The 26,908-nt window shown below is 74.3% G+C and carries 26 protein-coding genes and 1 pseudogene; 11 read left to right on the top strand and 16 right to left on the bottom strand.

What is annotated here, in order from left to right; all coding sequences use genetic code 11:
* Positions 1-27 precede the first annotated feature (27 nt).
* From ACFVX9_RS18970 to ACFVX9_RS18945, 6 genes are all read right to left on the bottom strand, one after another.
* Positions 28-1,092 carry a substrate-binding domain-containing protein gene (locus ACFVX9_RS18970; RefSeq protein WP_380381058.1) on the bottom strand — a complete coding sequence of 355 codons (1,065 nt, stop codon included), beginning with the start codon at positions 1,090-1,092 and terminating at the stop codon, positions 28-30.
* Positions 1,093-1,252: 160 nt separating this feature from the next.
* Entirely contained in the window at positions 1,253-1,924 is a 672-nt protein-coding gene (locus ACFVX9_RS18965; RefSeq protein WP_380482590.1) for a response regulator, read from the bottom strand.
* On the bottom strand, positions 1,921-3,078 hold the full coding sequence (locus ACFVX9_RS18960; protein ID WP_387982601.1) for a sensor histidine kinase: 1,158 nt from the start codon (positions 3,076-3,078) through the stop codon (positions 1,921-1,923). Before ACFVX9_RS18960 ends, ACFVX9_RS18965 begins: the two co-directional genes overlap by 4 nt.
* 94 nt (positions 3,079-3,172) lie before the next feature.
* Positions 3,173-4,972, bottom strand: coding sequence for an endo-1,4-beta-xylanase (locus tag ACFVX9_RS18955; RefSeq protein WP_380482584.1), 1,800 nt, complete (start codon positions 4,970-4,972; stop codon positions 3,173-3,175).
* 140 nt (positions 4,973-5,112) lie between these two features.
* Positions 5,113-5,784: a DUF3592 domain-containing protein gene (locus ACFVX9_RS18950; RefSeq protein ID WP_380377084.1), complete on the bottom strand. Its 672-nt coding sequence runs from the start codon at positions 5,782-5,784 to the stop codon at positions 5,113-5,115.
* Positions 5,785-5,853: 69 nt separating this feature from the next.
* Positions 5,854-6,873, bottom strand: a complete 1,020-nt coding sequence (locus ACFVX9_RS18945; protein WP_387982600.1) for a LysR family transcriptional regulator — start codon at positions 6,871-6,873, stop codon at positions 5,854-5,856.
* A 197-nt stretch (positions 6,874-7,070) separates the two neighbouring features.
* On the opposite strand from ACFVX9_RS18945, the gene ACFVX9_RS18940 reads away from it, so the two are divergent.
* The gene (locus tag ACFVX9_RS18940; protein ID WP_380482582.1) at positions 7,071-7,649 is read left to right on the top strand and encodes a DUF5994 family protein; all 579 of its coding nucleotides are present in this window, start codon (positions 7,071-7,073) and stop codon (positions 7,647-7,649) included.
* A 29-nt stretch (positions 7,650-7,678) separates the two neighbouring features.
* Here the strand turns inward: ACFVX9_RS18940 and ACFVX9_RS18935 are convergent, their stop codons facing one another.
* The gene (locus ACFVX9_RS18935; RefSeq protein WP_380482651.1) at positions 7,679-9,538 is read right to left on the bottom strand and encodes an APC family permease; all 1,860 of its coding nucleotides are present in this window, start codon (positions 9,536-9,538) and stop codon (positions 7,679-7,681) included.
* 596 nt (positions 9,539-10,134) lie between these two features.
* Between ACFVX9_RS18935 and ACFVX9_RS18930 the strand changes: the two genes are divergently transcribed.
* Positions 10,135-10,626 carry a DUF5994 family protein gene (locus tag ACFVX9_RS18930; protein WP_380377079.1) on the top strand — a complete coding sequence of 164 codons (492 nt, stop codon included), beginning with the start codon at positions 10,135-10,137 and terminating at the stop codon, positions 10,624-10,626.
* Between the two features lie 57 nt (positions 10,627-10,683).
* Entirely contained in the window at positions 10,684-10,935 is a 252-nt protein-coding gene (locus ACFVX9_RS18925; protein ID WP_063350590.1) for a hypothetical protein, read from the top strand.
* 42 nt (positions 10,936-10,977) lie between these two features.
* Here ACFVX9_RS18925 and ACFVX9_RS18920 read toward each other — a convergent pair whose 3' ends face one another.
* Positions 10,978-11,406 (bottom strand): ribonuclease domain-containing protein, encoded by a 429-nt coding sequence (locus ACFVX9_RS18920; RefSeq protein WP_387982597.1) that lies wholly within the window; start codon positions 11,404-11,406, stop codon positions 10,978-10,980.
* 134 nt (positions 11,407-11,540) lie between these two features.
* On the opposite strand from ACFVX9_RS18920, the gene ACFVX9_RS18915 reads away from it, so the two are divergent.
* Entirely contained in the window at positions 11,541-11,990 is a 450-nt protein-coding gene (locus ACFVX9_RS18915; protein ID WP_387982595.1) for a DUF2809 domain-containing protein, read from the top strand.
* 7 nt (positions 11,991-11,997) lie between these two features.
* On the opposite strand, the gene ACFVX9_RS18910 is transcribed toward ACFVX9_RS18915, so the two are convergent.
* Positions 11,998-12,780 carry an SGNH/GDSL hydrolase family protein gene (locus ACFVX9_RS18910; RefSeq protein ID WP_363373517.1) on the bottom strand — a complete coding sequence of 261 codons (783 nt, stop codon included), beginning with the start codon at positions 12,778-12,780 and terminating at the stop codon, positions 11,998-12,000.
* A 220-nt stretch (positions 12,781-13,000) separates the two neighbouring features.
* On the opposite strand from ACFVX9_RS18910, the gene ACFVX9_RS18905 reads away from it, so the two are divergent.
* The 3 genes from ACFVX9_RS18905 to ACFVX9_RS18895 all read left to right on the top strand — a co-directional run bounded on the left by ACFVX9_RS18905 (position 13,001) and on the right by ACFVX9_RS18895 (position 15,954).
* A complete protein-coding gene (locus ACFVX9_RS18905; protein ID WP_380377073.1) occupies positions 13,001-13,894 on the top strand; it encodes an MBL fold metallo-hydrolase in 894 nt (297 codons plus the stop codon).
* Positions 13,895-14,147: 253 nt separating this feature from the next.
* Complete coding sequence (gene ddaH / locus ACFVX9_RS18900) at positions 14,148-14,975, top strand: dimethylargininase (RefSeq protein WP_387982593.1); 828 nt, start codon at positions 14,148-14,150, stop codon at positions 14,973-14,975.
* Between the two features lie 121 nt (positions 14,976-15,096).
* Positions 15,097-15,954: a hypothetical protein gene (locus ACFVX9_RS18895; protein WP_387982591.1), complete on the top strand. Its 858-nt coding sequence runs from the start codon at positions 15,097-15,099 to the stop codon at positions 15,952-15,954.
* A 15-nt stretch (positions 15,955-15,969) separates the two neighbouring features.
* On the opposite strand, the gene ACFVX9_RS18890 is transcribed toward ACFVX9_RS18895, so the two are convergent.
* The 5 genes from ACFVX9_RS18890 to ACFVX9_RS18870 form a co-directional block, all read right to left on the bottom strand.
* Positions 15,970-16,647: a lactate utilization protein C gene (locus tag ACFVX9_RS18890; RefSeq protein WP_380482570.1), complete on the bottom strand. Its 678-nt coding sequence runs from the start codon at positions 16,645-16,647 to the stop codon at positions 15,970-15,972.
* The gene (locus tag ACFVX9_RS18885; RefSeq protein ID WP_380425714.1) at positions 16,644-18,089 is read right to left on the bottom strand and encodes a lactate utilization protein B; all 1,446 of its coding nucleotides are present in this window, start codon (positions 18,087-18,089) and stop codon (positions 16,644-16,646) included. The genes ACFVX9_RS18890 and ACFVX9_RS18885 overlap by 4 nt, the downstream gene beginning before the upstream one ends.
* On the bottom strand, positions 18,086-18,847 hold the full coding sequence (locus ACFVX9_RS18880; RefSeq protein ID WP_380377064.1) for a (Fe-S)-binding protein: 762 nt from the start codon (positions 18,845-18,847) through the stop codon (positions 18,086-18,088). The genes ACFVX9_RS18885 and ACFVX9_RS18880 overlap by 4 nt, the downstream gene beginning before the upstream one ends.
* A gap of 86 nt (positions 18,848-18,933) precedes the next feature.
* Positions 18,934-20,112, bottom strand: a complete 1,179-nt coding sequence (locus ACFVX9_RS18875; protein ID WP_363373508.1) for a globin domain-containing protein — start codon at positions 20,110-20,112, stop codon at positions 18,934-18,936.
* Between the two features lie 80 nt (positions 20,113-20,192).
* Positions 20,193-20,636 carry an Rrf2 family transcriptional regulator gene (locus ACFVX9_RS18870; RefSeq protein ID WP_363373506.1) on the bottom strand — a complete coding sequence of 148 codons (444 nt, stop codon included), beginning with the start codon at positions 20,634-20,636 and terminating at the stop codon, positions 20,193-20,195.
* A gap of 300 nt (positions 20,637-20,936) precedes the next feature.
* Here ACFVX9_RS18870 and ACFVX9_RS18865 point away from each other — a divergent pair, with 300 nt between their 5' ends.
* From ACFVX9_RS18865 to ACFVX9_RS18855, 3 genes are all read left to right on the top strand, one after another.
* Entirely contained in the window at positions 20,937-22,586 is a 1,650-nt protein-coding gene (locus tag ACFVX9_RS18865) for a beta-propeller fold lactonase family protein (protein WP_387982589.1), read from the top strand.
* A gap of 168 nt (positions 22,587-22,754) precedes the next feature.
* Positions 22,755-23,435 (top strand): transcriptional regulator, encoded by a 681-nt coding sequence (locus tag ACFVX9_RS18860; RefSeq protein ID WP_380558097.1) that lies wholly within the window; start codon positions 22,755-22,757, stop codon positions 23,433-23,435.
* Positions 23,436-23,442: 7 nt separating this feature from the next.
* Positions 23,443-24,684 (top strand): aminotransferase class I/II-fold pyridoxal phosphate-dependent enzyme, encoded by a 1,242-nt coding sequence (locus tag ACFVX9_RS18855; protein ID WP_387982586.1) that lies wholly within the window; start codon positions 23,443-23,445, stop codon positions 24,682-24,684.
* On the opposite strand, the gene ACFVX9_RS18850 is transcribed toward ACFVX9_RS18855, so the two are convergent.
* Positions 24,651-25,433: a glucosamine-6-phosphate deaminase gene (locus ACFVX9_RS18850; protein ID WP_063350602.1), complete on the bottom strand. Its 783-nt coding sequence runs from the start codon at positions 25,431-25,433 to the stop codon at positions 24,651-24,653. The two genes, ACFVX9_RS18855 and ACFVX9_RS18850, sit on opposite strands and share 34 nt — an antisense overlap.
* Positions 25,434-25,719: 286 nt before the next feature.
* Positions 25,720-26,127: a hypothetical protein gene (locus ACFVX9_RS18845; RefSeq protein ID WP_380339484.1), complete on the bottom strand. Its 408-nt coding sequence runs from the start codon at positions 26,125-26,127 to the stop codon at positions 25,720-25,722.
* A gap of 282 nt (positions 26,128-26,409) precedes the next feature.
* Between ACFVX9_RS18845 and ACFVX9_RS18840 the strand changes: the two are divergent.
* A pseudogene (locus tag ACFVX9_RS18840) lies at positions 26,410-26,908 on the top strand (serine/threonine protein kinase); the annotation flags it as partial.

Raw genomic sequence — 26,908 nt, 5'->3', positions numbered from 1 at the left:
ACGGGCTCTCCGGCCGGGGCTGGGGGTTCAGCCGCCGCAGGAGGTGCGGATGCGCAGGGCCGGGAGCAGGGAGATCCGGTGCACCGGCAGGTCGGGCCCGGCGGTGAGGCGGCGCAGCAGGAGGCCGACGGCGGTCTCGCCGACCGCGCGGGTCGGCGGGGCGACGGCGGTCAGCGGCGGGGCCGCCAGGGCGGCGAACACGTCGTCGTAGGCGATCAGCGCGAGGTCGTCGGGTACCGCGAGGCCGCGGGCGCGGAGCAGCGGGAGCAGCTGGATCGCGTCCTGGTCGTTGTGGATGAGGGCGGCGCGGACGCCGTCGGACACGGCGTCGGCGATCAGCCCGGCGAGCCGGTCGGAGTCGGCGGGGCGGCCGTCGTCATCGAGGGTGTCCAGGACGGGCAGGGCGGCCAGTCCGAGCAGTCGGGTGCCGTGCTGGTAGCCGGCCCGGACCTCCCGGGCCGTCCAGGAGTCGCCGCGGGCTGCGAGCAGGACCCGGTCGTGGCCGAGGTCGGCGAAGTGGCGCAGCGCGAGGAGGACGCCCTGCCGGTGGTCCGAGCCGACGGAGTCCAGGCCGGCGCCGGGGCCCCCGTACTCGGGCGCGCCGCGTTCGACCAGGATGGCGGGCACCGGCAGGTCGTCCAGCCAGTCGTGGGCCTGCGCGGGCCGGCCCGGCAGGAGGTTGGGTGCGAGCAGCAGCCCGTCGAGGCCGGACTCCAGCAGCCGTTCGGCCTGCGTGCGGTCGTCGCGGGCCTCGTAGGGGGCGATGCCGAGGACGAGTCGGGCGCCCGCCGCCGTCGCGGCGGCCCGGGCGCCGTTGATCAGCTCGTCGAAGTACGACCCGACGGAGGGCACCAGCAGCCCGAGGGTGCGGGTCCCGCCCTCGGAGTCCGTCGGCTTCTCCGGTGTGCGCCGTACGACGAACCCGTGCGAGCGCCCCACCCGGCCGGCCTCGGCCAGCGCGGCGACGTCCCGCCGCACGGTCACCGCCGGAATGGCGAGCCGCGCCGCGAGGTCGGCGAGCCGCAGGGGCCCGCTCGCCTCGCCGACGGCCTTGAGGATCAGGTCCCGACGTTCCTCGGCCGAGATGGTCATCGCCTGTCCCCCGTACTGCTCCGAACCGCCGCTGGTTGATCGGACCATATCTTTCGATCGACTTCCGATCAAGTATGACCGCGATGCCGCACCCCGGTACCCCACCGGCCTGCCCGCGCGGGCCCGCCGTCCCCGCGGCCGCCCCGGCGTTGAGCGGTGCTCAGGCCCCCTGCCCGCCCGTGCGCAGCCGTTGGAGCAGCAGGGCCGCCTGGAGTCTGCTGGCCACACCGAGCTTGGTGTTGATCCGGCTCGCGTAGGTCTTGACGGTGGAGACGGACAGCGCCAGCCGTTCGGCGACGGCCGCGTTGGGCAGGCCCTCGGCGAGGAGGTCGAGCACGGCCCGTTCCTGGTGGGTGAGGCCGGCCAGCGCCGATTCGGCGGAGGCGGGGGTGTGTCCGGCAAGGGCGCTGTCCTGTTGGAGCATCCGGGCCACCACCCGTCCGGCGACCCGGGAGGAGAGCACCGTCTCGCCGGCCGCGCAGGCCCGGATGCCCCGCAGGAGTTCGTCCGGCGGCGCGGATTTGAGCAGGTACCCGCTCGCCCCGGCGTGGAGGGCCGGGAACAGGTGCTCGTCACTGTCGAAGGTGGTGAGGATCAGGACCTTCGGTGCGCAGTCGGCGTCCGCCAGCGCGTGGAGCACGGCCGGGCCGTTGCGCCGGGGCATGTGCAGGTCGAGCAGCAGCACGTCGGGCCGGTGGTCGGCGACGGCGGCCAGCGCCTGGTCGCCGTCGGCGGCCTCCGCGACGACGGTGATGTCGGCCTCGGCCCGCAGCAGCAGTTTCAGCCCGGTGCGGACCATGGTCTCGTCGTCGGCGAGCAGGACGGTGATCACGCGGCGGCCTCGGCGGTCGTCTTCGCGGCGGTCAGCGGTAGGCGGGCCCGGACGGCGAAGCCGCCCTCGGTGGTGGGGCCGGCGTGCAGGGTGCCGCCGAGGTCGTCGGCGCGGGTGCGCATGCCGTCCAGGCCGTGGCCGCCGGAGGGCAGCCGGGGCCCGTCCGGGTCGGCTGCCGTGGCGGGGGAGTTGACGATGTCCAGGCGCAGCCCGTCCGGGTGGACCTCGACGGTGACGGCGACCTCGGCGGCCGGGGCGTGCTTGTGGGCGTTGGTCAGGGCTTCCTGGACGATCCGGTAGGTGGCGTACTGCACGGCCGGTCCGGGGGCGGGCAGTCCTTCGGCGGGGCCGGTGAGGGTGAGGTCGACGGCGAGTCCGGCCTGGCGGGACTCCTCGACCAGGGCGGGCAGTCCGTGCAGTGAGGGGCCCTGGTCGGAGGCCGGGGTGAGGACGCCGAGCAGGCCGCGCAGTTCGGTGAGGGCCTGGAGGCCGAGGGCGCGGATCAGGCCGAGGGTCTCCCGGACGGTGGCCGGGTCGTCGGCGGCCGCGTGCTCGCAGGCGCCGGCGTGCAGGGTGATGAGGGAGACGCGGTTGGAGACGACGTCGTGCATCTCCCGGGCGAGCCGGGCGCGTTCGGCGGCGGCGGCGCGTTCCTCGGCGTGCCGGCGGGCCGCCTCCAGCAGCCGGTTGCGTTCGGCGAGCGCGGTGACGGCGCGGGCGCGCTGGTGGGCGGTGAGGCCGAGGGCGAGCGGGACGGCGCCGAAGACCAGCGGGTCCTCGATCACCGTGGCGAGGGCCGAGAGTTCGGTGAGGTCCCCCGGGTCGAACGGGTACGCCAGCCGGGCCCCGGCGAGCACCGCGAACACGGCCGGCACCCGGGTGGCGCCCCGGCGGGCGGCCAGCCCGTAGAGGGCGACGGCGAGCGGGAGCTGGCCGCCGAGCAGGGCGATCGCCGCGACCGCTGCCGGGTACCGCCGCCGGACGGCGAGGGCGAGGGCCCCGGTCGCCAGCAGCGCCGCGTTGACCGTCGGCGAGGCGGTCGGGCCGACGTCGGGGTCGTCGGCAGCGAGCGGGACGAGCACCAGGAGCGCGAGCGCGGCGGGTGCGAGGTCGGTGACCGGTCGGGGCATGCGGACGGAGAGGCTCAGCAGCATCGCTGCGAGGTTCGATTCGGACGGCTGAGCGGTTTCCCGGCTGGTCGGACGAGGCATGGGGGCATGCTTCCACACCCCGGTGACGCGGAGATGATCACCCGGCGGCCGTGAGTGCGCCCCGGACCGCAGCGACGGCGGGCTTCGGCTTCAGCCCGGTGTCCCACATCAGCTCGTCCCCCGGGGCGATCGGGTAGCTGTCGTGAGCGGCGGTCGAACCGTACCGGTCGGTCACGCCCCAGGTGCCGTACGAGGTGCACGAGGGGGTCTGTGCGCAGACCTTGGCGACCAGGGCGAACTGCCCGGCCTGCGCCTCGCGGTCCTCACCGTGCACGTCGATCTCGGAGATCCTTACGGACAGCCCGAGTTCGGCGAGTGCCCGGAAGTGGCCGGCCAGCACGGCGGGATCGACGTGGTCGTCGGTCTCGTGGACGTGCGCCTGGAAGCCGACCCCGTCCAGCGGGACGCCGCGCTGCTTGAGCCGCTTGACCAGGGCGAGGAAGGCGTCCCAGCGGGGGCCGTCGCTCTCCAGGCCGAACTCGTTGACGTACAGCTTGGCGTCGGGGTCGGCGGTGCGAGCGGCCCGGAACGCCTTGTCGATGTACTGCTCGCCCATCGCCTGCTGCCACACGTGCCGGCGCAGGCCGCTCCGGCCCGGGCCGTAGTCCTCGTCCTGGACGGACATCGGCTCGTTGACCACGTCCCACTCGGCCACCCGGCCCTTGAAGTGCCCGGCGACACCGGTGACATGGCTCGTCATCACCTCCTCGCGCCGTTCGGTGGGAGTCTCCCGCATCCAGCGCGGGAGCGCCTCGCCGAAGACCAGGGTGTGGGCGTGCACCCGCATGCCGTTGGCGTCGGCGAACTCCACCAGGCTGTCGCCCCCGGTGAAGTCGAAGACGCCGGGCTGCGGCTGGACGAACTGCGGCTTCAGGTCGTTCTCGGGAGTCAGCACGGAGAACTGCCCGGCCACCAGCTCCCGGTAGGCGGGGTCGGCGGCCAGCGGCGCCGAGGCGACGGCCGTGCCGACGCCGAGCGGGCGGGGGCGGGCGGCGGCGAGGGCGCGCAGGGAGTCGGGGGCGGCGGCGCGCCGGTCCGTGGGCCGGGCGGTGTCCACGACGGTGACCTCTCCGCCGTCCAGCGGGCGCGCCCGGAGGGCGGCGAGCCGCCAGCCCTGGCCGCCGAGCGCCGCGTCCGCGCCGAACCAGACCTGCGAGGAGGCGAACGCGCCGGAGGCGGGCAGCTCGCCGAGTGCCGTGTCACCGGCGCGGAAGGACAGGACGTCGCCGTGCCGGGCCAGGACGAGCGTGAAGTCGTCCGGCAGTCCGGAGCCGAACGTCCGGGTCACGGCCGGAGCGGCCTTGGCGCCGTCGAACACGGCCACCTCCAGCCGGCCGTCGACCACGCCGAGTCGGACGCTGCGCCGCTCTTGGCGCCACTCGTCGTAGACGACCGGCAGCTCGCCGTACAGCTGGAGGTAGGCGGCGGCGTGCGCGGTGCCGCGCAGTTCCGCGGTGAGTTCGAAGTCGCCGCCCACCTCCAGGTGCGGGCCGTGCAGGTTGACCGGCGGGTTGGGCTGTCCGCCGGTGCCGTCCTGTTTGACGATCATCCGGCCGAGCGGCCGGATGCGAACCCCGTCGGCCCCGGCGGTGGCCCCGGCGAAGTGCGACCAGTCGTGGCCGCCGAGCAGGTCTGCGCCTCGGACCGGATCGGCCGGGGCCGCCGGATCCGTGGTCGGGCCCGCTGCCGGCCTGGTGGCGCCCGTCGTGGCGCCCGTCGTCGCGCCGTCGCGGTTCTCGACGCCGGGTTCGCAACCGATCAGGACGAGGACACCCGAGAGGGCGAGCGAGGTGAGAGCGGCGACCCGGATGGGAACGTCGGCGGGCTTCACGGACACGGGAACTCCTGACGGGGCTTTCGACTGGTTCGTCTTCGACCCTAGGAGGCGGAAGAGGGCGTTCCGGTCGGCTCGGAGGCGGAGATCGGGATGGTCCTTTGGTTGACACCCGTACCCGCCGGGCCCGCCTCGGCGCGGCGTCAGTAGTTCGCGGCCTCCTCCAGGACCCACCAGACGCACAGGCTGAACGGGATGCCGAGCCCGCCCACGACGACCGCGATCCACAGTGGCCAGTAGCCGCCGTCGGTGACGGGATCCCGTTGCGGGTGGGCGGGATCGATCCGTACGTCGACCCGGTGCCCGTCGGGCCACTGCACGTCCGTGCCCTCGGCGGCGCGGTACTCGTGCCCGTCCGCCGTCCAGAGGAAGGTGCACTCGGTGCTGGTGTCACCGCTGCTGTGGCAGCCGGTGACGGTGGCGGACACCCGCAGCGTGGCGTGCAGGTCGCGGTCGTGCTCGTGGAACCAGCCGCTGAGGGAGAAGGCGAAGCAGCCGGCGAAGGCGCAGACCATCAGGGCGAGCATGGCGGCGTGGAACAGGGCGGAGGCGGAGCCGGAGCGCGGGCTCTCGCCCAGGGCCAGCCGCACCGGCGAGGCCAGCGCCGCGAGTGCCGCCGCACCGGCCGCGCCGATCCAGCCGGCGTACCAGGGCGTGGATCCCCACGACGTGCAGGCCGTCGTCACCGCGCCGACCAGCGTGGTGGCCCAGGCCGCCCGTTGGAGCAGGCGCGTGGCGGCGCGCGCCCGGCGGCGCAGCCCGCCGGAGGGGGTAGGAGGAGGGGCGGGGGGTCGCTCGTCCGCGATGGTGGTCACCCGGCCACGCTGGCAGAGGGCCGGGCCGGGCACCAGCAAGCGGCGCTCACCCCCGGCGTTCAGCAGTGCTTACGGCGTTGCGACGGGCGGGCCGGCGTGCGGGCCGGCGGGTGCGCTCGGCTCGCTGGGGTCGACCAGGTGGCCGTTCACGCGCGGCTCACTCTCGGTCAGGCCCTGGGCCGCCAGCCGCTCGCTCGCCGCCAGCAGTGCGCTCTGCAGCGCCTCGGCCGCCACCCGCACCGCCGGCGGCGCCCCCCACGGTCCGGTGCGGCGCAGCAGGCGCACCAGGTAGGCGCCCGGCACCGGCAGCGTGGTGACGGTGCCGGCGGCCGGGCCGATCAGGGCGGCGGCGTTCGCGGGCAGGATCGCCGCGCCCAGACGGGCGGCGAGCATGGTGTAGACGGCGAAGCGGTAGCGGGCGGTGTGCTCGACCAGGGGCACGATGTCGTGCCGGGCGGCCAGGCGTCGGAAGGCCAGCTGCCGGGGTGAGCCGGCCGGGGCGGCGATCCAGGGGCGGCCGGACAGCTGGGCGGGGTCGGTGGGCGGGGTCCAGTCGGAGGGGACGACCAGGCGGTAGGCGTCCTCGAACATGACGCTCGCCTCGACGCCGGGCGGCAGCGGGGTGGGCTCCTGCCGGTCGTCCTCGATGACCAGGACGTCCAGTTCGCCCAGGCGCAGCGCGCGCAGGCCCTCCTGCCGTCCGGTCTCCACCAGGCGGGGGGCCAGGTCGGGGTGGGTGCGGGCGAGCAGGTGGACGGCGGTGGTGGCGAAGAACGTGATGGCGGGCGGCGGCACGCCGATGGCGACCGGGCCGGCGGCGGCGGCGCCGAGTGCGCGCAGGTCGCGGGCGGCGTCCTGGAGCGCCTGGCCGATCCGGTCGCCGTAGCCCGCCAACAGGCGGCCGGCGGCGGTCAGTTCGGCCCGTCCGCCGGTGCGGTCCACCAGGGGGACGCCGACCTCGCGTTCCAGCCGGCCCAGTTGCTGGGACACCGCGGAGGGGGTGTGGCCCAGCGCACGCGAGGCGCCCGCCACGCTGCCGGCGTCGGCGATCCGGCGCAGGATCAGCAGCCTCTTCGGGTCGAGTTCCACCGCTGTGCCGCCCTTTCGCCGCGCCCGGGGTCGAGGACGCCCATCCTGGCAGACCATACGAGGTCCGGGCCTGGCGGAGAGTAGCCTGGACATCACCGAAGGCACCTCGCATGCCGGGCAAGACAACTGGCGTCGTCTCCGGCGAACGGCGATGCCGGATCCGGCCCGAGGCCGGGTCCGGGGACAGGTCTTCGATCATGACCACGACCCTCGATCGCGCGATGACGCCCACCGCCCCGGAACCCGCAGCACGGCTCTCCCGGGTACCCGAGGGCACCCGGCCCGGTCGGCTGGACGGCGCCTGGTGGCCCCGCTCGCGTGACCTTCTCCTCGAACTCCCCTCCCTCGCCGCCGCATTGGACGGTCCGTGGGGGCGGGTCACCCGGGTCACCGTGAACCCCGCGCAGTGGCCGATCGTCCCGCACCGGGCCCCGGTCGCCGGGCACACCGTCCACGTGGGCTGGTTCACCATCGAGCAGGACGAGCACCTGATCGTGGTCTGCTCGTACGCCCCGTTGCGGCTGAACCTGCTGGTCGTACCGCCGGAGACGGACGCCGTCACCGCCGAGCGGCTGATGTCGCGGGCGGCCGACCCCGCCGACATCCGGACCGCGAGCGAACTGCTCGCCCCGGAGCCGGGCCGCGGCGCGACCGGACCGGAACCCGGTACCGACGTCCTGCCCTCGGCGCTCGTGCCCGCCACCGGCGAGGGCGAGGTCGGCCGGCGGGCGGACGTCGCCCGAAGCCGCGCCGCCTCCTGGCCCGCCGGCGCGTAGCGGTCCGGGTGCGGACACCCGGACAGGCCTCAGACGTGGAAGGGGACGGTGGTGACGACGATCTTCGGCAGTGGGCGGAGCGCCCTGCGCAGGCGGGGTGCGAGTCGGTTGTGCAGGAGGCGGTGGCGCCGGTGCCGCACGACGATCTCCGGGAGGACGACGGTCAGGGTGAGGTCCGGGCGCTGGTCGTGCAGGGACTCGATGTAGTTGACCAGGGGCGCGACGATCGTGCGGTAGGGGGAGAGGAGGATCTTCAGGGGCAGGTGGTCGCCCCACAGGTTCCAGTACGCGCGGAAGCGCCGGGCCTCCTCCTCGCTGGCGCTGATGTGCAGGGCGAGGACGGGCTGGCGGAGCGAGGCGGCGTAGGCGAGGGCGCGCATGCCGGCCAGGTCCAGTGCGGCGATCGGCACGATCAGCAGGGGGTGGATCTCCTCGGGAGTCTCCTCGCTCTCGGCCTCGCTCTCCGCCTCGCGCTCACCCTCCGCTTTCGCCTCCGCGGAGGGTGCGGGCGCGCCGTCCCGTGGGCGCGGCCGGGTGAGGGCCCGGCCGGGGACCTCGACGGCGTGCGGGTGCAGGGCGAGCGCCGCGGCGACCTGCTCGTAGTGGTGCCGGATCCTGGTGGCCACCAGGATGAACAGGCCCACCACGAGCGCGGCGAACCAGGCGCCCGAGGTGAACTTCGTGATCGCGGCGGTGACGAGCACGATCGCCGAGAGCAGCGCGCCGACGGCGTTGAAGATCAGACTCTTGCGCCAGTGGCGGTCGCGCAGGCGCCACCAGTGCACGACCATCCCGGTCTGCGACAGCGTGAAGGCGAGGAACACGCCGACCGCGTACAGCGGGATCAGCGGCGCCGTCATGCCGTCGAACGCCGCGTAGATCGCGGCCGCGGCGACCGAGAGCACGACGATGCCGTTGCTGAAGGCCAGCCGGTCGCCCAGCCGCAGGAAGATCCGCGGCGCCTGGTTGTCGCGTGCCAGGAGGTAGAGGACGCGGGGGAAGTCGTTGTAGGCGGTGTTGGCCGCCAGGAGCAGGATCGCGGCCGTGGCGGCCTGGGTGAAGACGTAGCCGAAGCCCGGGCCGAAGGCGCGGTGGGCGAGTTGCGACAGCACTGTCTCCTGGGCGTCGGGGACGACGCCGTCGAGGTGGACCAGCGCGACCGTGCCGGCGAAGAGCACGATCAGCAGGCCGACCATCCAGGTCAGGGTGGTACGGGCGTTGCGCCACTCGGTGGGCTGGAAGGCCGGGACGGCGTTGGAGATCGCCTCGATGCCGGTCATCGCCGTCGAGCCGGAGGCGAAGGCGCGCAGGACCAGGAGCACGCCGACCTCCTCGGTCGCGGTCGACTGCGGAGTCGCGGTGGGCTGGAAGCCGTGGCCGGCCGCGTCGTACAGGCCGAAGGCGATGAGGGCGAGGACGGCGACGACGAAGGCGTAGGTCGGTGCGGCGAACAGGACGCCCGCCTGCCGTACGCCGCGCAGGTTCCCGGCGAGCAGCACGCCGATCACGGCGAGGCCGATCGGCACGGCGTCGCCCCGCAGCGAGGGGATCGCCGAGGTGACGGCCTCCATGCCGGAGGCGATCGAGACCGCGACCGTGAGGATGTAGTCCGTCATCAGACCGGCGGCCGCCGCCAGCCCGGGGAGGCGGCCGAGGTTCGCGGTGGCGACGATGTACGAGCCGCCGCCGTGCGGGTAGGCGCGGATCGTCTGACGGTAGGACACCCCGACCGCCAGCATCAGGAACGCGATCGTCGCGGCGATGGGGACCGAGTAGCGCAGGCCGGCGGTGCCCGCCAGGACCAGGACGGCCAGCATCGCCTCGGGCCCGTAGGCGACGGACGAGAGCGCGTCGGCGGAGAGCACCGGCAGCGCCACCAGCTTGCGCATCCGCTCGTGCGCGATCGCGGTACTGCGCAGCGGGGCCCCGAGCAGCACGTGCCTGACCCCGGCGCCCGCCCGGCCGAGTCGGGAGGTCGGGGTGTCCTTTCCGCCCGCCTCGACCGGCGGCTGCCCGCCGACCGTGGCCACCCGCACGAAGCGGCCGAAGCGCACCGGCCGGATCTCGGAGGAGGCCGGAAAGCGGCCGAGCTCCGGGTCCACCGGCAGCGCCCGGCGCCACGCCTGCGGATCCCCGGCCGCCCGGCCCCATTCCCGGCCCACCCGGCGCAGTACCCCGACCTGTTGCCGGTCGAGGACCGGCAGCGTGGCGTCGGGACTGGGTGCGCCGCCCGCCCCGGCGCCACCGTCGTCATTCTTCGTATTCGACACGACACACAGTGTTATGCATCGCGGCTCCCGGTGGCGCAGGACCGCCGCCGGGTCGTCGAGCAGGACCGCGCCCTCCCGCGCGGGCGTCCGCCGGCGCCCGTTCGGCCCCGGTGCGGTCGGAGTACCGTGGGAGGGCGGGGCGGCCCAGTTGCCGGAACCGAAGAGTCGGCCCCGTTCAGCGGGCCCGATCCGCGCCCGCGGAGAGGCGGCGAGCCATGTCGGACGATGCCGGTGCCCCGCACTCAGGGCTTCTGCCGGACCGCTTCCGGCAGGCGGTGAAACCGGGGACGGTCCTGCTGCGCCTGGAGACCACGCGGTCCCGCGAGGGCGCACTCGATGGCGCCTGGTGGCCGCGGTCACGGAACATCGGCGCCGAACTGCCCGGCCTGGTCGGCGCGTTGACCGAACATCTCGGCCCCGTGGTGAGCGTGGGCCTGGACGCGGACGCCTGGGACGAGGTGCCGGCCCGGATCGTCGTCGACGGCCGGTCGGTGCGCATCGACCGGTATCCGGTCGGCGACGACACGGTGATCGTCACGCGGGGCGACCGCGATCACTTCAGTCTGCTCGTGGTTCCGCCGCAGGCGGGCCGGGAAGCGGCCCTGGCCTCGATGGCCCGCGCGGTCCGGGCCGGCGGCACCGACTCGGCGCGGCAGATCCTCCTGGACACCGGCATCGGTTCCGAGCCCACGACCGAACTGCACTGACCGGACTGCACAGACCGGACAGCACCGAGGATCGGCCCCGGGCCGGAGGAGGTCAGGATGCGGCACTACCGATGGGTCCTGGAGACCCAGAACGACGACGGCCACTGGGCCCGGCAGGGCGGCGAGCCCATGCCGAACCCCCTGGAGTACGACGGGCCGCCCCAGCAGGCCGCCAACCACGTCCGCGAGGTGTTCGTGCGCACGCTGTCCCGACCGGCCCCGGGGCCCCGGGCGGTCAGGGTCCGGGTCTGGGGCGGGTCCGACGCCGTCGGCGAGCCCGAGGCCGAGACCGAGTGGTCACGCGAGTGACGTGCCCGGGCCCGGCCTGCGGGCGGTGTCCGTGGGGTCGGATCAGGAGCATCCCGAGCCGATCTCGCGGAAGTTGGCGTAGTGGTCGTCGCTGTACCAGACGTGCTGGGCGGCGGGGTCGCGCACCAGGCGTTCGGCGTCGCGGTGCTGGCCGGGCGAGCGCGGGTTGACGTCGTACTCGCGGTAGTGGCCGTCCTGGGGGAGGTCGCCACTGCGGTTGCCGTAGACGTTGCTGCCGCGGATCACGAAGGGGGAGTCGGCCACCGGGTAGTCCCGAGGAGCGTTCGCGGTCGGCCAGTGCAGGTCGTGCCAGATCTGGCACGCCTCCTCGACCTGGGGCGGGAACTGGTCGACGGCCACCGGGGGTTCGAGGATGCCGCGGACGATCCGCGGCGCGGGGTGGGCCGCGGGGGCGGCGGCGCCGGCGGAGGGAGCGGCGGCGGCCGTCAGGAACAGGGCGGCGGCGGCCATGCGGAGCAGGCTTCGGTGTGCGGTCACGCAGCGGCCAACGACGCCCGGGCGTCACGGATGCGCGAAGTCACCCGTCCGGGCCAGCCCCGGCACCGGACGCCGGTGGCCGGCGGTCGGGTCGTAGGGTGGGGCGGGTGGATGATCTCTGGGGGCGCCTGCGGGTGCGGGCGGTGCCGCTGCTGGCGGCCGGGGCGACGGTGGCGGCCGGGCTGGGCGTGCGGGCCGGGCTGGGCGGGGACGTCGCCAAGTACGCCGGGGACGCGCTCTACACGGTGCTGGTGTACGCGCTGGTGGTGCTGGTCGCGCCCAGGGTGCGGCCGGGGCGGGCGGTGGTGGTGGCGGCGGGACTGAGCTGGGCGGTGGAGCTGTTCCAGATCACTGGTGTGCCCGACGAGTTGGGGCGGCGCAGCGGGCTGGCCCGGCTGGTGCTGGGGTCGACGTTCAACCCGCCGGACCTGTTCTGGTACCTGGTCGGCGCCGCGTTCGCCGCGCTGGTGCACCGGGTGCTGCGGACCGCGAAGGCCGCGTGGACCGCAAGGGCCGCAAGGGCTGCGAGGAGGACCGCAGCGCCCGGTGCCGCCTGACGCGACGTCAGAGCGGAAGCAGATCAGGCCGCTTGGCCTCGACGTGGTCCCCCGAGGACTCCCCGCGCAGCCGTCGGCCGACCCAGGGCAGCAGGTACTCGCGGGCCCACTGGAGGTTCTCGCGCCGCTGGTCGGCGGCGGACAGCTCCGGGGTGGTCGGCCAGGGCGCCTCCGGGTCCTGCTCGGTGCGCAGCCCCAGGGAACGGGCGGCCAGCAGGGCGACCCGCTGGTGGCCTTCGGGGGAGAGGTGCAGCCGGTCCTCGCTCCAGGCCCGGCGGTCCTGGACGGCGCGCAGCGACCACAGGTCGGCCACCTTGCAGCCGTTGCGGTCGGCGACCGCCCGCATGTGCCCGTTGTACGTGGCGATCTTGCCGCGCAGGTGCTTGAACAGCGGCACGTCCCGGGTGTCGAAGCCGGTGCAGATCAGCACCGTCCCGGCGGAGGCGGTGAGTTGGACGATGGCCGCCTCGAAGCGCTCGGCGACCTCGTCCGGGTCGCTGCCGGGCCGCAGGATGTCGTTGCCGCCGGCGCAGAAGGTGGCCAGGTCGGGCTGGAGCCGGCGGACCTGCGGCACCTGCTCGGCCATGATCTGGTCCAGCAGTCGGCCGCGCACCGCCAGGTTGGCGTAGCGGAACCCGCCCGGCGGCCGTCCGTCGGCGAGCAGCCCGGCCAGGCGGTCGGCCCAGCCGGCGAAGGCGCCGTCGGCACCGGGGTCGTTCAGGCCCTCGGTGAAGCTGTCGCCGAGGGCGGCATACGAACTGAGGTCAAGGGTCTCCTGGAGGTTCGGCATGAAGGAGATAGTTCACCCATTCAAGTGACCTACGCCACCGTAGGTGACCCCGGCGGTACGTGAGATGGGCCACGTGCCCCACCCGGAATACAGCCGGAGTGCAGAGCGGCGGCCCCCGGAAACCACAAGATCCCGCCCCCCTTCCGCTTTTGGGCCCGCCCGGCCGATGCTCGAAGGGCGCGGCCGGCCCGGCCGCCGTCCTTCCAGGGGGAAGACATCCATGGCTCTGAATCCGACCTCCGGCCTGCCCGGGCAGTGGTCCGTCGACGACCGCTGCACCAACTGCGACGTGGCCCGGCAGCTCGCGCCAGGACTGATCCGTGAGCGCGCCGGCCGCTCCGAGCTGGTCCGCCAGCCGCGCGACGAGGCCGAGCACGGCCAGCTGCTCGCCGCCGCCCACGCCTGCCCCACCCGCTCCATCCGGCCGGGCACCGGCCCGCTCGACCCGGCCACCGACCCCTTCCCGCTGGCCCTCGACGACGGCCTGCTGCTGCTCGGCCACAACTCCCGCCACAACGCCGGGGCCAACTCCTACCTCTGCCGCCGACCCACGGGCTGGCTGATGGTCGACACGCCCCGCTACGCCGAGCCGCTCGCGGCCCGGTACGAGGCCCTCGGCCCGGTCACCGACATCCTGCTGACGCACCGCGACCACGCGGCGCACGGCCGGGCGTACGCCGACCGGCTCGGCGCCCGGCTCTGGATCCACGAGGGCGACCTGGACGCCGCGCCCGACGCCGACCGGGTGCTGCACGGCGTCGAACCGGTGGAGGTCGCCCCCGGCGTCACCGCCCACCCCTTCCCGGGCCACACCCGCGGCAGCGTGCTCTACCTGGTCGACGAGCGGTACTGCTTCACCGGCGACACCCTGTACTGGTCCCGCACCACCGGTGACCTGGAGGTGTACGACACCGTCACCTGGTACTCGATCGAGGAGCTCTCCGCCTCGCTGGACCGCAGCCTGGACGCGCTGCGCTTCGAGTGGCTGCTGCCCGGCCACGGCCAGCGGCACCGGATGCCCGCCGAGGAGGCGGCGGCCCGGCTGCGGGCGCTCGCCGACCGCTGTCGGGGCCTGCGGCCCGCGCCGGTGGACTTCGGCGCGGTCCGCTGGTGACGGTCTGCTGGTGACGGCCCGCTCGTGACGTTCGGCGCGGCCTGCCGGTGACGCTCGACGCGGTCCGCCCCGATGGTGCTCGACGCGGTCCGTCCCCATGGCGCTCGGCCGCGCGTGCGCCGGAGCCCGCGCCGGGTGCGCGGGGGCCTGCGCCCGCCGGGGGCGCCCGCGCGGGTGTGCGAACAGCCCTGCCGGGGCAGCGGCCTGGGGAACGGAATCCCCGAACTCCCCTGCACCCGAGGACGGTTGAGGAATGCCCACGCAGACCCCGGAGCGCACCGCCAGGCCGCGGCGCTACCTGATGTGCCGGCCGACGTACTTCACCGTCGACTACGCGATCAACCCGTGGATGGACCCGGCACAGCCCACCGACACCGCGCTCGCCGTCCGCCAGTGGGAGCGGCTGTACTGGCTGTACCGCCGCCTCGGCCACACCGTCGAGCTGATCGACCCGGTGCCCGGCCTGCCCGACATGGTCTACGCCGCCAACGGCGCGACCGTGCTGGACGGCCGGGCGCTGGTCGCGACCTTCCGCTACCCGGAGCGGGCCGCCGAGTCCGAGGCCTACCAGGCCTGGTTCCGCTCGCACGGCTACCGCGAGGTGCAGCGCGCCGGGCACGTCAACGAGGGCGAGGGCGACCACCTGGTGGCCGGCGGCCGGGTGCTCGCCGGGACGGGCTTTCGCACCTCCCGGGCCGCGCACGCCGAGGCGGGCGAGTTCTTCGGCGTCCCGGTGGTCGGCCTGACCCTGGTCGACCCGCGCTTCTACCACCTGGACACGGCGCTGGCCGTGCTCGCCGACGACCACGTCATGTACTACCCGGAGGCCTTCGACGCCGACAGCCGGGCCGTGCTGCGCACCCTGTACCCGGACGCGATCCTCGCCGACCGGGCCGACGCCGAGGTGTTCGGCCTCAACGCGGTCTCGGACGGGCGCCGGGTGCTGCTGCCCGAGGCGGCGAAACACCTGGCCGGGCGGCTCGTCGAGCACGGCTACCAGCCGGTCCCGGTGGACGTCTCGGAGCTGTTGAAGGGCGGCGGCGGAGCCAAGTGCTGCACGCTGGAGCTGCGGCAGGCCTGAGCCCGGCCCTGCCGTCGGCGCTGCCCTCCGCACTGCCCTCGCGGACCTTCCCGGCCGCCCCGCCGTCCGGTAGAGCTTGGTCAGGGCATCCGGGGCGGTGCCGTGCCGACGGGAGGGCCACATGCGCGATCAGGCGTCCACATCCGAGGACGAGGCGGCGCGGCGGCGCAGGGCGGCGCCCGAGCGCCGGAGCGCGGACCTCCCGGCCGAGGGCACCCGGGAGGCCGCGGTCGCCGGCCCGCTGTCCCCTTCGACGGCCCTGCCCCTGCAACGCACCCTCGGCAACGCCGCGGTGGCCCGGCTGGTCGAGCAGCAGCGGCACGGCCAGGAGGCCTCCGGCGGCGCGGGGGTGCCGGTCCAGCGGGCCCCCACACCCGGGGCCGGGCCGGCGACGCAGATCGCGCTCACCCACCTGACGGCCGACGACCTGGAAGGCGAGTGCGGCTACTTCGAGCGCAGGCGGCAGTTGAGCGTCGCCGCGCCCCAGCAGGGCGTCATCATCCAGGAGATCAACCGCGTCTTCGCCGTGGAGGAGTGGGACGGCACAAACTGGAACGCGATGTCGGGCAGCCGGATCGACTCGTACATCACCGCGAAGGGGTCGAGCGCCCACGCCACGGTCGCCCGTTACTGGGAGCTGTGGACGGTGGACGCGGCGGGCAACGTCTCGGACGGCGCCGAGGACACCTTCTCGCTGTGCTCGGTCATCCCCGGACGCAAGCGCAAGGACACCACCCGGGGGACGTACACGATCACGGGCCGGGCGGTGTTCTACCCCACGGCCGTCGCGCCCGCGGACCTGGGCTTCGCACCGGGCGGCGCCCCGCCGGCGGGCGGCCTGTTCAGCACGCTGGCCGACCCGACGGCGGCCATCGCGGGGCAGGGGCTGGCCGCTTCCGGGCGGCCGGTCGACTGCCGGGTGCAGGTCGCCTGGGACAGCTCGCAGGACGACAGGTACAGCGTCGTGACGATGAGCTGAGCCGCGGCGGTCCGGTCAGCCCTCGACCAGCAGCACCTCCAGGGTGCGCGGGCCGTGCACGCCCTCGACCCGGTCGAGCTCGATGTCGCTGGTCGCGGACGGCCCGGAGATCCAGGTCTGCGGGCGGGCCGGGTCGAGCCGGGGCAGTGCGAGCGGCACGGAGGCGACGACCTGCCCGGGCGCCCGGACGACGCACACGTGGTGGTCCGGGACGAGGGTGAGCAGCCGCCGCCCCTGGCCCGGTCCGGCGTCCAGCACGATCGTCCCGGTCTCGGCGATCGCGAGCGCGCAGCCGGTGACGACGCTGTCCACGGCGTCGAGCCGGGCGGCGGTGAGCGTGCCGTCGTCGGGGACGGCCGTGACGGCGGTGGCACTGAGCCAGGCGGGCGGCAGGCCGTGCGGCACGGCGACCGTGCGGCTGCCGCGTTCGGCCAGCAACCGGGCCAGGACGGCGGGCAGTTCGGCCTCGGTGCAGCGGTGTACCCGGGCCCGGTAGTCGGCCAGGTTGTGGTGCAGCAGGTCGAGCAGGGCCGCCGGATCGTCCGGACTGTGCGTACGCAGGTAGTCCCGGGCGACCGGCTCCTCCGCTGCCCGGTCCCGATCGGGGTCCCGGTCCGGGCCAGGGTCAGGGCCGGGGGCGGGGTCGGCGAGTGCGGCGCGGATCCGGGCGAGGATGAACTCCCGTGCGGTCATGAGCGGTTCCTTCGCCACCAGTCGCGGAACGGTTCGGCGGGCACCTCCGGGAGGTCCCGGGTGTCGGTCCAGGCCCGGCCCGGGCCGGGCAGCCGACGCGGGTGCAGCGCGCGGGTGCGCCCGGCGAGCCGCTCGGCGGCCGCGAGCGCCGCCGGGTGGTCGAGCACGTACCCGGCGGCCGCGATCGCGGCCCGCTCCAGCGGGTGTCCGCCCTGCTCGGCGACCCGCTCGCGCAGGTGCACCAGCACCTCGGGGATGTCGATCGCCACCGGGCAGACCTGGTAGCAGGCCCCGCAGAGCGAGGAGGCGTACGGCAGCGAGGCGTCCAAGGGGCTGGTGGTGCCGCGCAGTTGGGGTGTCAGGATGGCGCCGATCGGGCCCGGGTAGACCGAGCCGTAGGCGTGGCCGCCGGCCCGCTCGTACACCGGGCAGACGTTGAGGCAGGCCGAGCAGCGGATGCAGCGCAGCGCCTGGCGGCCGACCTGGTCGGCGAGCGCGGCGGTGCGCCCGTTGTCGAGCAGCACGAGGTGGAAGGCGGACGGGCCGTCGCCTTCCGTGGTGCCGGTCCACAGCGAGGTGTACGGGTTCATCCGCTCGGCGGTGGAGGAGCGGGGGAGCAGTTGCAGGAAGACCTCCAGGTCCTGCCAGGTCGGCACGACCTTCTCGATCCCGACGACGGAGATCAGCGTGCGCGGCAGGGTGAGGCACATCCGGCCGTTGCCCTCGGACTCGACGACCACCAGGGTGCCGGTCTCGGCGACCATGAAGTTGGCGCCGGAGACCGCGACCCGGGCGCGCAGGAACTTCTCCCGCAGGTGCAGCCGGGCCGCTTCGGCGAGTTCGGCGGGGGAGTCGGTCAGGCCCTCGGGCGCGGGGCGGCCCCAGGCGGCCATCCGCTCGGCGAAGATCTCCCGGATCTCGGCGCGGTTGCGGTGGATCGCGGGCACCAGGATGTGCGAGGGCCGGTCGTCGCCCAACTGCACGATGAGCTCGGCGAGATCGGTCTCGTAGGCGGTGATCCCCTCGGCGGCGAGCGCCTCGTTGAGTCCGATCTCCTGGGTGGCCATCGACTTGACCTTGACGACCTCCGTTTCGCCGGTGGCACGGACCAGGTCGGCGACGATCCGGTTGGCCTCCTCGGCGTCGGCCGCCCAGTGCACGATGCCGCCGGCCGCGGTGACGGCCTCCTCCAACTGGACGAGGTAGCGGTCGAGATGGCGCAGCGTGTGGTCCTTGATCGCCTTGCCGGCGGCGCGCAGTTCGGCCCAGTCGTCGAGTTCGGCGACGGCGCGGGCCCGCTTGTCCCGGATGGTGTGGGTGGCGTGCCGCAGGTTGGCGCGCAGCCGCTCGTCCTGGACGGCCTCCGCCGCGGCCTGCGGGAAGGTCGCCTGCGCAGAGGTCGCCTGCGGGAAGGCGGGCATGCCGAGGAAGGTGCCGGTCATGCGGGCCTCCACGGGTGTTCCTCGGTGCTGGCGAGGATCTCCGCCAGGTGCAGCGGGCGCAGTGCCGCGCCCCGGCGGCGCAGCGTGCCGCCGAGGTGCAGCAGGCAGGAGTTGTCGGCGCCGCACAGGACTTGGGCGCCGGTGCCGAGCGCGTGGGCGATCTTGTCCTCGGCCATGGCCGCCGAGACGGCCGCGTTCTTGACGGCGAAGGTGCCGCCGAAGCCGCAGCACTCCTCGGCGCCGGGCAGTTCGACCAGTTCCAGTCCCCGGACGGCGCGCAGCAGCCGCAGCGGCCGTTCGCCGAGGCCGAGCACCCGCAGGCCGTGGCAGGAGGGGTGGTAGGTGACGGTGTGCGGGAAGTGCGCGCCGACGTCCTCGACGCCGAGCACATCGGTGAGGAACTCGGTCAGTTCGTACACCCGGGGCGTCAACGAGGCGGCCATGGAGTCGAGTTCGCCGCCCCGGCCGTCGGCGGCGGCCCGGGCTCCGATCCGCGGGTAGTTGTCCCGGACCATGGCCACGCACGATCCGGAGGGCGTCACCACGTGCTCGTACCCGGCGAAGGCCCGTGCGGTGCGCCGCAGCAGCGGCTCGCACGCCCGCCGGTAGCCGGTGTTGTACTGCGGCTGCCCGCAGCAGGTCTGCCCGGCGGGGAAGTCCACGGTCACGCCGAGGCGTTCGAGCAGCCGGACGGTGGCGACCGCCGTGGCGGGGAACAGCGCGTCGTTGACGCAGGTGGCGAACAGTGCGACCCGCATCGGCCCTCCTTTCGTCCGGCGACACCGGCCGGCCCGCTCGTGATCGTACCGAGCGGGCCGGGGGATGTCGGGGACCTCAGGGGGTCTCAGGCGAGCCAGAGGTCGGGGCCGAACACCTCGTAGTGGATGTCCGCCGCCGGGACGCCCGCGGTGAGGAGCTGCTCGCGGACGGCGCGCAGGAAGGGCAGCGGGCCGCACAGGTAGGCGGTGGTGCCGGCCGGGACGTCGACGGTGGAGAGGTCGACCAGGCCGGTGCGCTCGGCGGGCCAGTCGCCGAGCGGCCGCTCGTAGAAGACGTGGGCGGTGGCGTTCGGCAGCTTGGCGGTGAGCTGGGCGAGGTCGGCGCGGAAGGCGTGGGTGAGCTGGTCGCGGTCGCCGTGCACCGAGACGACCTGCCGGGGGGAGCCGGTGGCGGCGAGGTGGTCGAGCATGGCGGTCATCGGGGTGTTGCCGATGCCGGCGGAGGCGAGCAGCACCGGCCCGTCGCCGTCGGCGAGGGCGATGTCGCCGAGCGGGGGCGCGAGGTGGACGAGGCCGCCGGTGTGCAGGTGGTCGTGCAGGTGGGCGGAGACCTCGCCGCCGGGCTCGCGCTTGACGGTGAAGCGCAGCGCGCCGTCGGCGGTGCCGGAGAGGCTGTACTGGCGGATCTGCCGGGCGCCGTCGGGCAGTTCGGTGCGCACCGAGACGTACTGGCCGGGTCGGGCGGCGGGGACGGGGCCGCCGTCGGCGGGGCGCACCAGGAAGGTGGTGACGGTGTCGGTCTCCTGGTAGCGGGCGACGACGGTGTAGGGGCGCCAGAGGTCGGCCTGGTCGCCGCCGGCGGCGGCCTCGGCGCGCAGCCGGTCCTCGACGGCGACGAGGGCGTTGGCCATCAGCCAGTACACCTCGTCCCAGGCGGCGGCGACCTCGGGGGTGACGGCTTCGCCGAGCACGTCGACGATGGCGGCGAAGAGGTGCTCGTGGACGATCCGGTACTGGCTGCTGTCGATTCCGACGGAGACGTGCTTGTGGGCGATCCGGGCGAGCATCGCGTCCGGCCGCTGGTCGGGGTGCGCGACCAGTGCGCCGGCGAAGGCGGCTATCGACCCGGCGAGCGCCTGCCGCTGGGTGCCGTTGGCCTGGTTGCCGCGGTTGAACAGGTCGCGCAGCAGCTCCGGGTGGGCGGCGAACAGCCGGTCGTAGAAGAGCGGGGTGATGTCCCCGATGGCGCCGCCCACGACGGGCAGGGTGGCCTCGATGACCTCGGCGGACTTGGCGGACAGCATCAGTCCGGCTCCTAATTGGTATGTGAGATTCGCATTAAAGGCCGTGCGTGAGCCCGGCCCCGGGGATGGGGAGTGGGGGATCAGGCGGTGGGTCTGGTGGTGAGGCCGAGCAGTACGGGCCCGGTGGGCGCGGCCACCAGGTCGTCGATGCTGAGCGGGTCGAGCGCGGCGAAGAACGCCTCCTGGGCGGTCCGCAGCGCACCGCGCAGGCGGCACGCGGCCCGCAGCGGGCACGGCGGGTCGTCCTCGCAGCCGACCACGTCGCCGACCCCCTCCAGCTCGCGCAGGAGCAGGCCGAGCGAGCCGGTCCGGCCGGCGAAGGTGAGCAGCAGCCCGCCGCCGCGTCCGCGCCGGGCCTCCACCACCCCGAGGTGCTGCAGGCGGCTGACCACCTTCGCCGCGTGGGTGTACGGCACGCCGACCGCCTCGGCCACCTCGCGGGTGGTCGGGTTGGCGTCCTCGCTCAGGACGGCCAGCCGCATGGCGATCCGCAGGGCGATGTCGGTGCTCTTGGTCAGCCTCACGTTCGAAACGCTATCGAATACGACTCCACAACTCCAATTTCCTGCACGCCCCGCCCCCGACCGGTCCCGACCAGCCCACGCCCGGCCCGCGCCCGGCCCCAGGCCGACCCCCGGTCGCGACGGGGAGGGGGGCGGGGCTGCTGCTGTCCGAATCTCGGTCGAATCTGAACAGTTGGCGACATTACCGATCAGTCCCTGACGGATGGTCATACCGGCTTCTACGCTTCGTGCGGCTCCGGATCCGCAGGGGGCTGGAGCGACCGGCGTTGCATCCCTTGACCGACCATGCTGGAGAGACTCGTGAGAACACGTCGCGCACCCGGGCGCACCTGGACGGCCGTGACCGCGATAGCCGCGGTCACGGCCGCACTGCTGTCGCAGCCCGCCACCGCCGAGGCCGCCACACCGCCGCCGACCGTCAAGGCGCACGTGCCGGTGGCGCCCTACCCGGCGGGCGTGGCGCTCACGCCGGACGGCGGCCACGCCTACGTGACCAGCCAGAGCAGCGGCACCGTGAGCGTGCTGGACACCACGAGCAACACGGTGGCCGCCACCTTCACCGCCGGCACCGGCTCCTACGCGGTCGCCCTGTCCCCCGACGGGCACCGGGCGTACCTGACCCACCACCTCGACGGCACCGTCAGCGTCGTGGACACCACGAGCAACACCGTGACGGCCACCGTCCCGGTCGGCGCCCAGCCGTGGGGCCTCGCGCTCTCCGCGGACGGCTCGCGCGCCTACGTCGGCAACGCCGGGGCCAACACGGTGAGCGTGCTGGACACCACCACCAACACGGTCACCGCCACCGTCCCGGTCGGCGCCGAACCGCACGGGCTGGCCGTCTCGGCGGACGGCAAGCGGCTCTACGTCGCCGCCTCCGGTGCGAAGGCGGTGAACGTGATCGACACCGCGAGCAGCACGGTGAGCGCCACCGTTCCCGTCGGCCACAGCGTCTTCGGCCTCGCGCTCAGCCCGGACGGCACCCGGCTGTGGGCCGCCGACGCCGACGACGCCACCGCGAGCGTGGTCGACACCACCGGCAACACGCTCGTCGGCACCGTCGCCGTCGGCGCCGGCCCGTACGCCGTCTCGCTCGCCCCGGACGGCAGCGCGGCGTACGTCTCCAACTACGCCGACAACACGGTCAGCGTGGTGGACACCGCCAGCCGGACGGTCACCGCGACCGTCCCGGTCGGCGCGAGCCCGTACAGCCTGGCGATCACCGGCGACGGTCGGCGCGGCTACCTCACCGACTTCACCGGCGGCGCCGTCGACGTGCTCGACTTCCCGCTGCCCGTCCCGGCCGTCACCGGGATCAGCCCGTCCGGCGGCTCGGGGGTCGGCGGCACGACGGTGACCGTCACCGGCACCGACCTGAACGGCGCCACCGCCGTGACCTTCGGCGCGGCGGGCGCCGCCACCGCCTTCAACTGCACCAAGACCAGCTGCACCGCCACCGCCCCCGCCACCACGGTGACCGGGCCGGTGGACGTCCGGGTCACCGCGCCCGGCGGCACCAGCGCCGCCGTCGCCGCCGACCGCTTCAGCTACACGGCCCCCAGCGCCCACCTCGGCGTCGCCCTGACCGCCACGCCGGTGTCCAACCTGCTGAGCGGCCGGGTCGACTACACCGTCACGCTGACCGGCCAGGGCCCCGACACGCTGACCTCGGGCACCGTCTCCGCCGACCTCCCGGCCGGCCTCGCGGCGACCTCCAGCGACTGCACCATCGCGGGCACCAAGCTCACCTGCAAGCTCACCGGGCCGCTCGCCAAGGGGGCGAGCACCACCCGGCACTTCTCGATCTCGGTCGGCCTGCTCAGCCTGATCCGCAGCTTCGACGTCACGGTGGCCCGCACCGCGGGCGTGCCCGCCGACCCGACCCCGGCCACCAGCCGGGACACCCGCAGCTGCACCGCCGTCCTCGGACTGCTGATCACCTGCCACTGACCCTCCCCGAGCTCCGAGGGCCCCGCCGGCGTCACGGCGGGGCCTTCGTCGTCGCCGCAGGCGCCGGATGCCCGGACGGCCGGACGAAACGTCTGAAGGAAACGCCTCAAGGAAACGCCTGAACGAAAGATCTGGACCAAACGTCTGGTCTGGACGTACAGTCCGAACATGACCACCGAAACCCCCGACCCGCGCGTCCGGACCTGGACACCGGTCTGCCGCGCCGTGGCCCTGCTGCTCGGGCCGTACGCCGAGGTGGTGCTGCACGACGCCACCGCCGACCAGGTGCTGGCCATCTGGAACCCGATGACCCCCCGCACCCCCGGCGACCCGTCGCTGCTCGGCGAACTGGACACCCTCGACCCGTCCGCCCCCGACGTCTACGGGCCCTACGAGAAGCTGCTGCCCGACGGGCGCCGGCTCTCCTCCGTCAGCGCCGTGCTGCGCGACGATGCCGGACGGCCCTCGGCGGTGCTCTGCGTCAACCTCGACCGGGGCCCGCTGGAGCACGCCGCCGCCCTGCTGGCGGGTTTCGCCGCGCCCACCGCGCCCCGCCCCGAACCGCTCTTCGAACGCGACTGGACGGAGCGGATGAACGACGTGATCGGCGGCTACGTCCGCGCGCACGGCCGCCCGCTCGAACGCTTCGGCCGCGAGGACCGGCTCGCCGTCCTGCGCGAACTCGACCAGGCCGGGGTGTTCGCCGTCCGCCGCGCCGTCCCGGCCGTCGCCACCGCACTGCGGGTCTCCCGTTCGACCGCCTACACCCTGCTCGCCGAGCTCAAGCAGGCCCCCGAGCCCCGGCACCCCGACACAGACGCCGACGCCGGCGCCGACGAGAGCGAGTGACAGAGAGATGACCAGGCTCCCCGACTTCCGGCTCGAAACCTACTTCTCGCGCTGGGAGTTCAGCGCCCGCCACCACCTCGCCGCCTCCGACGCCCAGACCATGACGATGGCCGAACTCCTCGCCCTGGCCGGCCCCGAGGACCGCCGGGCCTGGGACGGCCTCGCCCTCGGCTACACCGATACCTACGGCGATCCGGAGCTGCGCCGCGCCATCGCCGGGATGTATCAGGAGGTCGACGCCGACGACGTGCTCTGCTTCGGTGGCGCGCAGGAGGGCCTCAACCTCGCCATGCAGGTGCTCCTCGACCGGGGCGACCACGCCGTGGTGGTGACCCCCAACTACCAGTCCGCCGAGACCATCCCGCTCTCGCTCTGCGAGGTGACCGGCGTCGCCCTGGACGAGAAGGACGACTGGGCGCTCGACCTCGACGCGGTCACGGCCGCACTGCGCCCGAACACCCGGGTGCTGTCGGTGAACTTCCCGCACAACCCGACCGGCAAGGTCATCGACGCGGCCGACTTCACGCGGCTGGTGGAGCTGTGCGACGAGCGCGGCATCCGGCTCTTCTCCGACGAGGTCTACCGCGGTCTGGAGCGCGACCCGGCCCGTGCGCTGCCGCAGGCCGCCGACCTCTCCGCGCGCGCCCTCTCGCTCAACGTCACCTCGAAGTCGCTCGGCCTGCCCGGCCTGCGGATCGGCTGGATCGCCTGCCGCGACCGGGAGTTGCGCTCCCGGCTGGAGCGGGCCAAGCACTACACCACGATCTGCAACTCGGCGCCGAGCGAGGTGCTGGCCCGGATCGCGATCAACGCCCGCGAGCAGGTCCTGGCGCGCAACCGCGCGATCATCGCGGAGAACCTGCCGCGGTTCGACGCGTTCTTCGCCGAGTTCGGCGACCTCTTCGAGTGGCGCGCCCCGGACGGCGGCTGCGTCGCCTACCCGCGCTACCTCGGGGCGGACGGGGTCGAGGACTTCTGCACCGCGCTGGTCGAGCAGGCGGGCGTCCTGCTGCTGCCCGCGAGCATGTTCCACTCCGACCTGACGCCCGCCCCCGCCGACCGCTTCCGGATCGGCCTGGGGCGCCGCGATCCGGGCCCCGCCCTGGCGGCCTTCGGCGACTGGCTAAGGGGGCGCGGACCGGGGGGTGGGGGGGAAAGGGAGGGTGGTTGGGGCCTGTGGGAAAGGCGCCTCCCCCCAAAACGGCCCCGCCGACCTCAGAGCTTCTGCCAGGCCGGCTTGGCGGCGTAGGTGTCGCGGAAGTAGTCGGCGAGCTTGAGGCCGGAGGCGGCGGCCTCGTCGACCACCACGGTGGCGTGGGGGTGGAGCTGCAGCGCCGAGGCGGGGACGGCGGCGGACAGCGGCCCCTCGACGGAGAGGGCGACGGCCTCGGCCTTGGCCTCGCCGGTGGCGAGCAGGACGAGGTGGCGCGCCTCCAGGATGGTCCCGATGCCCTGGGTGATGACGTGGTGCGGGACCTCGTCGAGGCTGTCGAAGAACCGGGCGTTGTCCTCGCGGGTCTGCCGGGTGAGCGTCTTGATCCGGGTCCGGGAGGCCAGCGAGGAGCAGGGCTCGTTGAAGCCGATGTGACCGTCGGTGCCGATGCCGAGCAGCTGGAGGTCCACGCCGCCGGCCGCGGCCAGCGCGCGGTCGTAGGCGGCGGCCGCCGCGGCGATGTCCGTCGCGTTGCCGTCCGGGCCGAGGAAGGAGTCCTCGGTCAGGCCCAGCGGCTCGACGACCTCGCGCAGCACCACCGAGCGGTAGGACTCGGGGTGGCCGGCGGGCAGGCCGACGTACTCGTCGAGCTGGCAGATGCGCGCCCGGGAGGCGTCGAGCCGGCCGTCGCGGACCCGTTCGGCGAGGGCCTGGTAGATCGGCAGCGGCGTCGAGCCGGTCGCCACGCCGAGCAGGGCCTCGGGCTTGCCGGTCAGCAGATCGGTGATCGCCGCGGCGATGAGTTCGCCGGCCGCTGAGGCGTCAGGGACGATCACGATTTCCATACTGGTCCACCGTTCTGAGCCGGGTGCTTGGTCTAGACCCTTGAGGTCTAGACCAGTTTGCCGTGAACGGGTGCCCCAGGTCCACTCGGGCCCTGGTCGGAGCCGCTCTGCGGGGCTGCACATGCCGACGGGCCGGCCGCCGGGTGCGCTGGCGGCCGGCCCTAGGCCCTGCCCGGGAGCCGGGGCGCGGACGCCCCGGCGGGTGGGGTGGATCGGGTCGGGTCGATCGAGGACCTCGGTGCTGGTGGAGCGGCGCAGTCCGTCAGGACGGGTCGGGAGCCGCCCGTCAGAACGGGTTGGTACAGGTAGTGACCTGCCGGGTCGCCTCCAGCGCCGGGCCGGCGGTGGCGCAGATGATCCGCAGGTCGGTGGTGACGACGCGCGGGGTGACCGCCTTCGCGGAGCCCAGGCGCACGGTGGTCGCGGAGGCGACCGTCTCCCACGGGCTGCCCCAGGCCTTCTGGGTCCGCACCTCGACCTGAACCATCGTCAACTGGCGCGAGTCGGCGGAGACCTGGGCGACGCCGAAGAAGCCCTCGCCGTCGTGCTGGTGCGAGATGCAGGGCGTGTTGAGCACGGCGGCGCAGGCCACCGCTTCGTTCTCGGTCGTCGCCGGGGCCGCGATGGCCGGTCCGGCCGCCAGGCCTGCTATCCCTGCCACCATCATCGTCACAGCTGCGATCCGAGCGCGCATGATATGAACCTCCTTGGAAATTAAGGGGATCTCACTCCTTGAGATGAGTCTTGCACAGAACGTGGTCATGTCGTGTGTGTGTTGCGTCACACTCAAGGTGACCATTCAACTACGTGCTGCAACCGCCTGTCGGGCGGTCGACGGACCGCCAGGTGGGAGGCCTGCGGGCAACTCGGCGACGCCCGGCCCGGGTTGGCGGTGTCCCTTCACTCGTCCGAGTGGCGAACTGCCGTCGGGGTGAATCGGGCCGTTAGCATCGACCCGAACCACGGAGGTGTCTGCGTGGACACGGTCATCGTGCAACTGCCCGACCGGGGGCCCGTGATGGCACCCGGCGAACCGCCCGGCCTGCTGTGGATGGGCCCCGGCGAGGTCGCGGTGTTCGGGCGCGGCGAGCCCGGCCGCCCGGCCCCCATCCCGCTGCCCGACCAGGGCGTCTCCCGGCGCGCGGGGGAGGTCACCGCCGCCGAGGACTACTGGCGGCTGTCCAACTTCAGCACCTCCGCCACCTACGTGGTGGAGAACCTGGAGGGCGCGGGCGAGCACGTCAAGGTGGCGCCCGGCCGGCTCGGCGCGCCCGTCCCGTTCGAGTTCTCCCGGGTGCTGCTGCCCGCCCTCGGCGAACCCGCCTCGTTCAAGGTCTTCGCCCCGCAACACGCCTACCTGGAGGGTCGGCCAGGCGGCGTCGAGGGGGAAAGCCCCCTCCCCCCCTTTCCCCCCCCCCCCCCCCCCCAACGCCTCCTCGTTCTTTTTCCCCCTTCTTCAGCCCCCCCCCCCCCTC

This window comes from Kitasatospora sp. NPDC058243 (genome assembly GCF_042882025.1).
GTDB lineage: Bacteria > Actinomycetota > Actinomycetes > Streptomycetales > Streptomycetaceae > Kitasatospora.
Note: the sequence above shows the minus strand (reverse complement) of the source record. Positions and strands in the feature narration are given on the sequence as shown.

What these genes read in the sequence shown, in the direction of transcription:
- ACFVX9_RS18970 (WP_380381058.1), bottom strand. Translation starts at nt 1,092, where the DNA reads ATGACCATCTCGGCCGAGGAACGTCGGGACCTGATCCTCAAGGCCGTC.
- ACFVX9_RS18960 (WP_387982601.1), bottom strand. Translation starts at nt 3,078, where the DNA reads ATGCTGCTGAGCCTCTCCGTCCGCATGCCCCGACCGGTCACCGACCTC.
- ACFVX9_RS18940 (WP_380482582.1), top strand. Translation starts at nt 7,071, where the DNA reads ATGACCACGACCCTCGATCGCGCGATGACGCCCACCGCCCCGGAACCC.
- ACFVX9_RS18935 (WP_380482651.1), bottom strand. Translation starts at nt 9,538, where the DNA reads ATGCGCAAGCTGGTGGCGCTGCCGGTGCTCTCCGCCGACGCGCTCTCG.
- ACFVX9_RS18930 (WP_380377079.1), top strand. Translation starts at nt 10,135, where the DNA reads ATGTCGGACGATGCCGGTGCCCCGCACTCAGGGCTTCTGCCGGACCGC.
- ACFVX9_RS18925 (WP_063350590.1), top strand. Translation starts at nt 10,684, where the DNA reads ATGCGGCACTACCGATGGGTCCTGGAGACCCAGAACGACGACGGCCAC.
- ACFVX9_RS18920 (WP_387982597.1), bottom strand. Translation starts at nt 11,406, where the DNA reads ATGGCCGCCGCCGCCCTGTTCCTGACGGCCGCCGCCGCTCCCTCCGCC.
- ACFVX9_RS18910 (WP_363373517.1), bottom strand. Translation starts at nt 12,780, where the DNA reads ATGCCGAACCTCCAGGAGACCCTTGACCTCAGTTCGTATGCCGCCCTC.
- ACFVX9_RS18905 (WP_380377073.1), top strand. Translation starts at nt 13,001, where the DNA reads ATGGCTCTGAATCCGACCTCCGGCCTGCCCGGGCAGTGGTCCGTCGAC.
- ddaH (WP_387982593.1), top strand. Translation starts at nt 14,148, where the DNA reads ATGCCCACGCAGACCCCGGAGCGCACCGCCAGGCCGCGGCGCTACCTG.
- ACFVX9_RS18895 (WP_387982591.1), top strand. Translation starts at nt 15,097, where the DNA reads ATGCGCGATCAGGCGTCCACATCCGAGGACGAGGCGGCGCGGCGGCGC.
- ACFVX9_RS18890 (WP_380482570.1), bottom strand. Translation starts at nt 16,647, where the DNA reads ATGACCGCACGGGAGTTCATCCTCGCCCGGATCCGCGCCGCACTCGCC.
- ACFVX9_RS18885 (WP_380425714.1), bottom strand. Translation starts at nt 18,089, where the DNA reads ATGACCGGCACCTTCCTCGGCATGCCCGCCTTCCCGCAGGCGACCTCT.
- ACFVX9_RS18880 (WP_380377064.1), bottom strand. Translation starts at nt 18,847, where the DNA reads ATGCGGGTCGCACTGTTCGCCACCTGCGTCAACGACGCGCTGTTCCCC.
- ACFVX9_RS18875 (WP_363373508.1), bottom strand. Translation starts at nt 20,112, where the DNA reads ATGCTGTCCGCCAAGTCCGCCGAGGTCATCGAGGCCACCCTGCCCGTC.
- ACFVX9_RS18860 (WP_380558097.1), top strand. Translation starts at nt 22,755, where the DNA reads ATGACCACCGAAACCCCCGACCCGCGCGTCCGGACCTGGACACCGGTC.
- ACFVX9_RS18855 (WP_387982586.1), top strand. Translation starts at nt 23,443, where the DNA reads ATGACCAGGCTCCCCGACTTCCGGCTCGAAACCTACTTCTCGCGCTGG.
- ACFVX9_RS18850 (WP_063350602.1), bottom strand. Translation starts at nt 25,433, where the DNA reads ATGGAAATCGTGATCGTCCCTGACGCCTCAGCGGCCGGCGAACTCATC.
- ACFVX9_RS18845 (WP_380339484.1), bottom strand. Translation starts at nt 26,127, where the DNA reads ATGCGCGCTCGGATCGCAGCTGTGACGATGATGGTGGCAGGGATAGCA.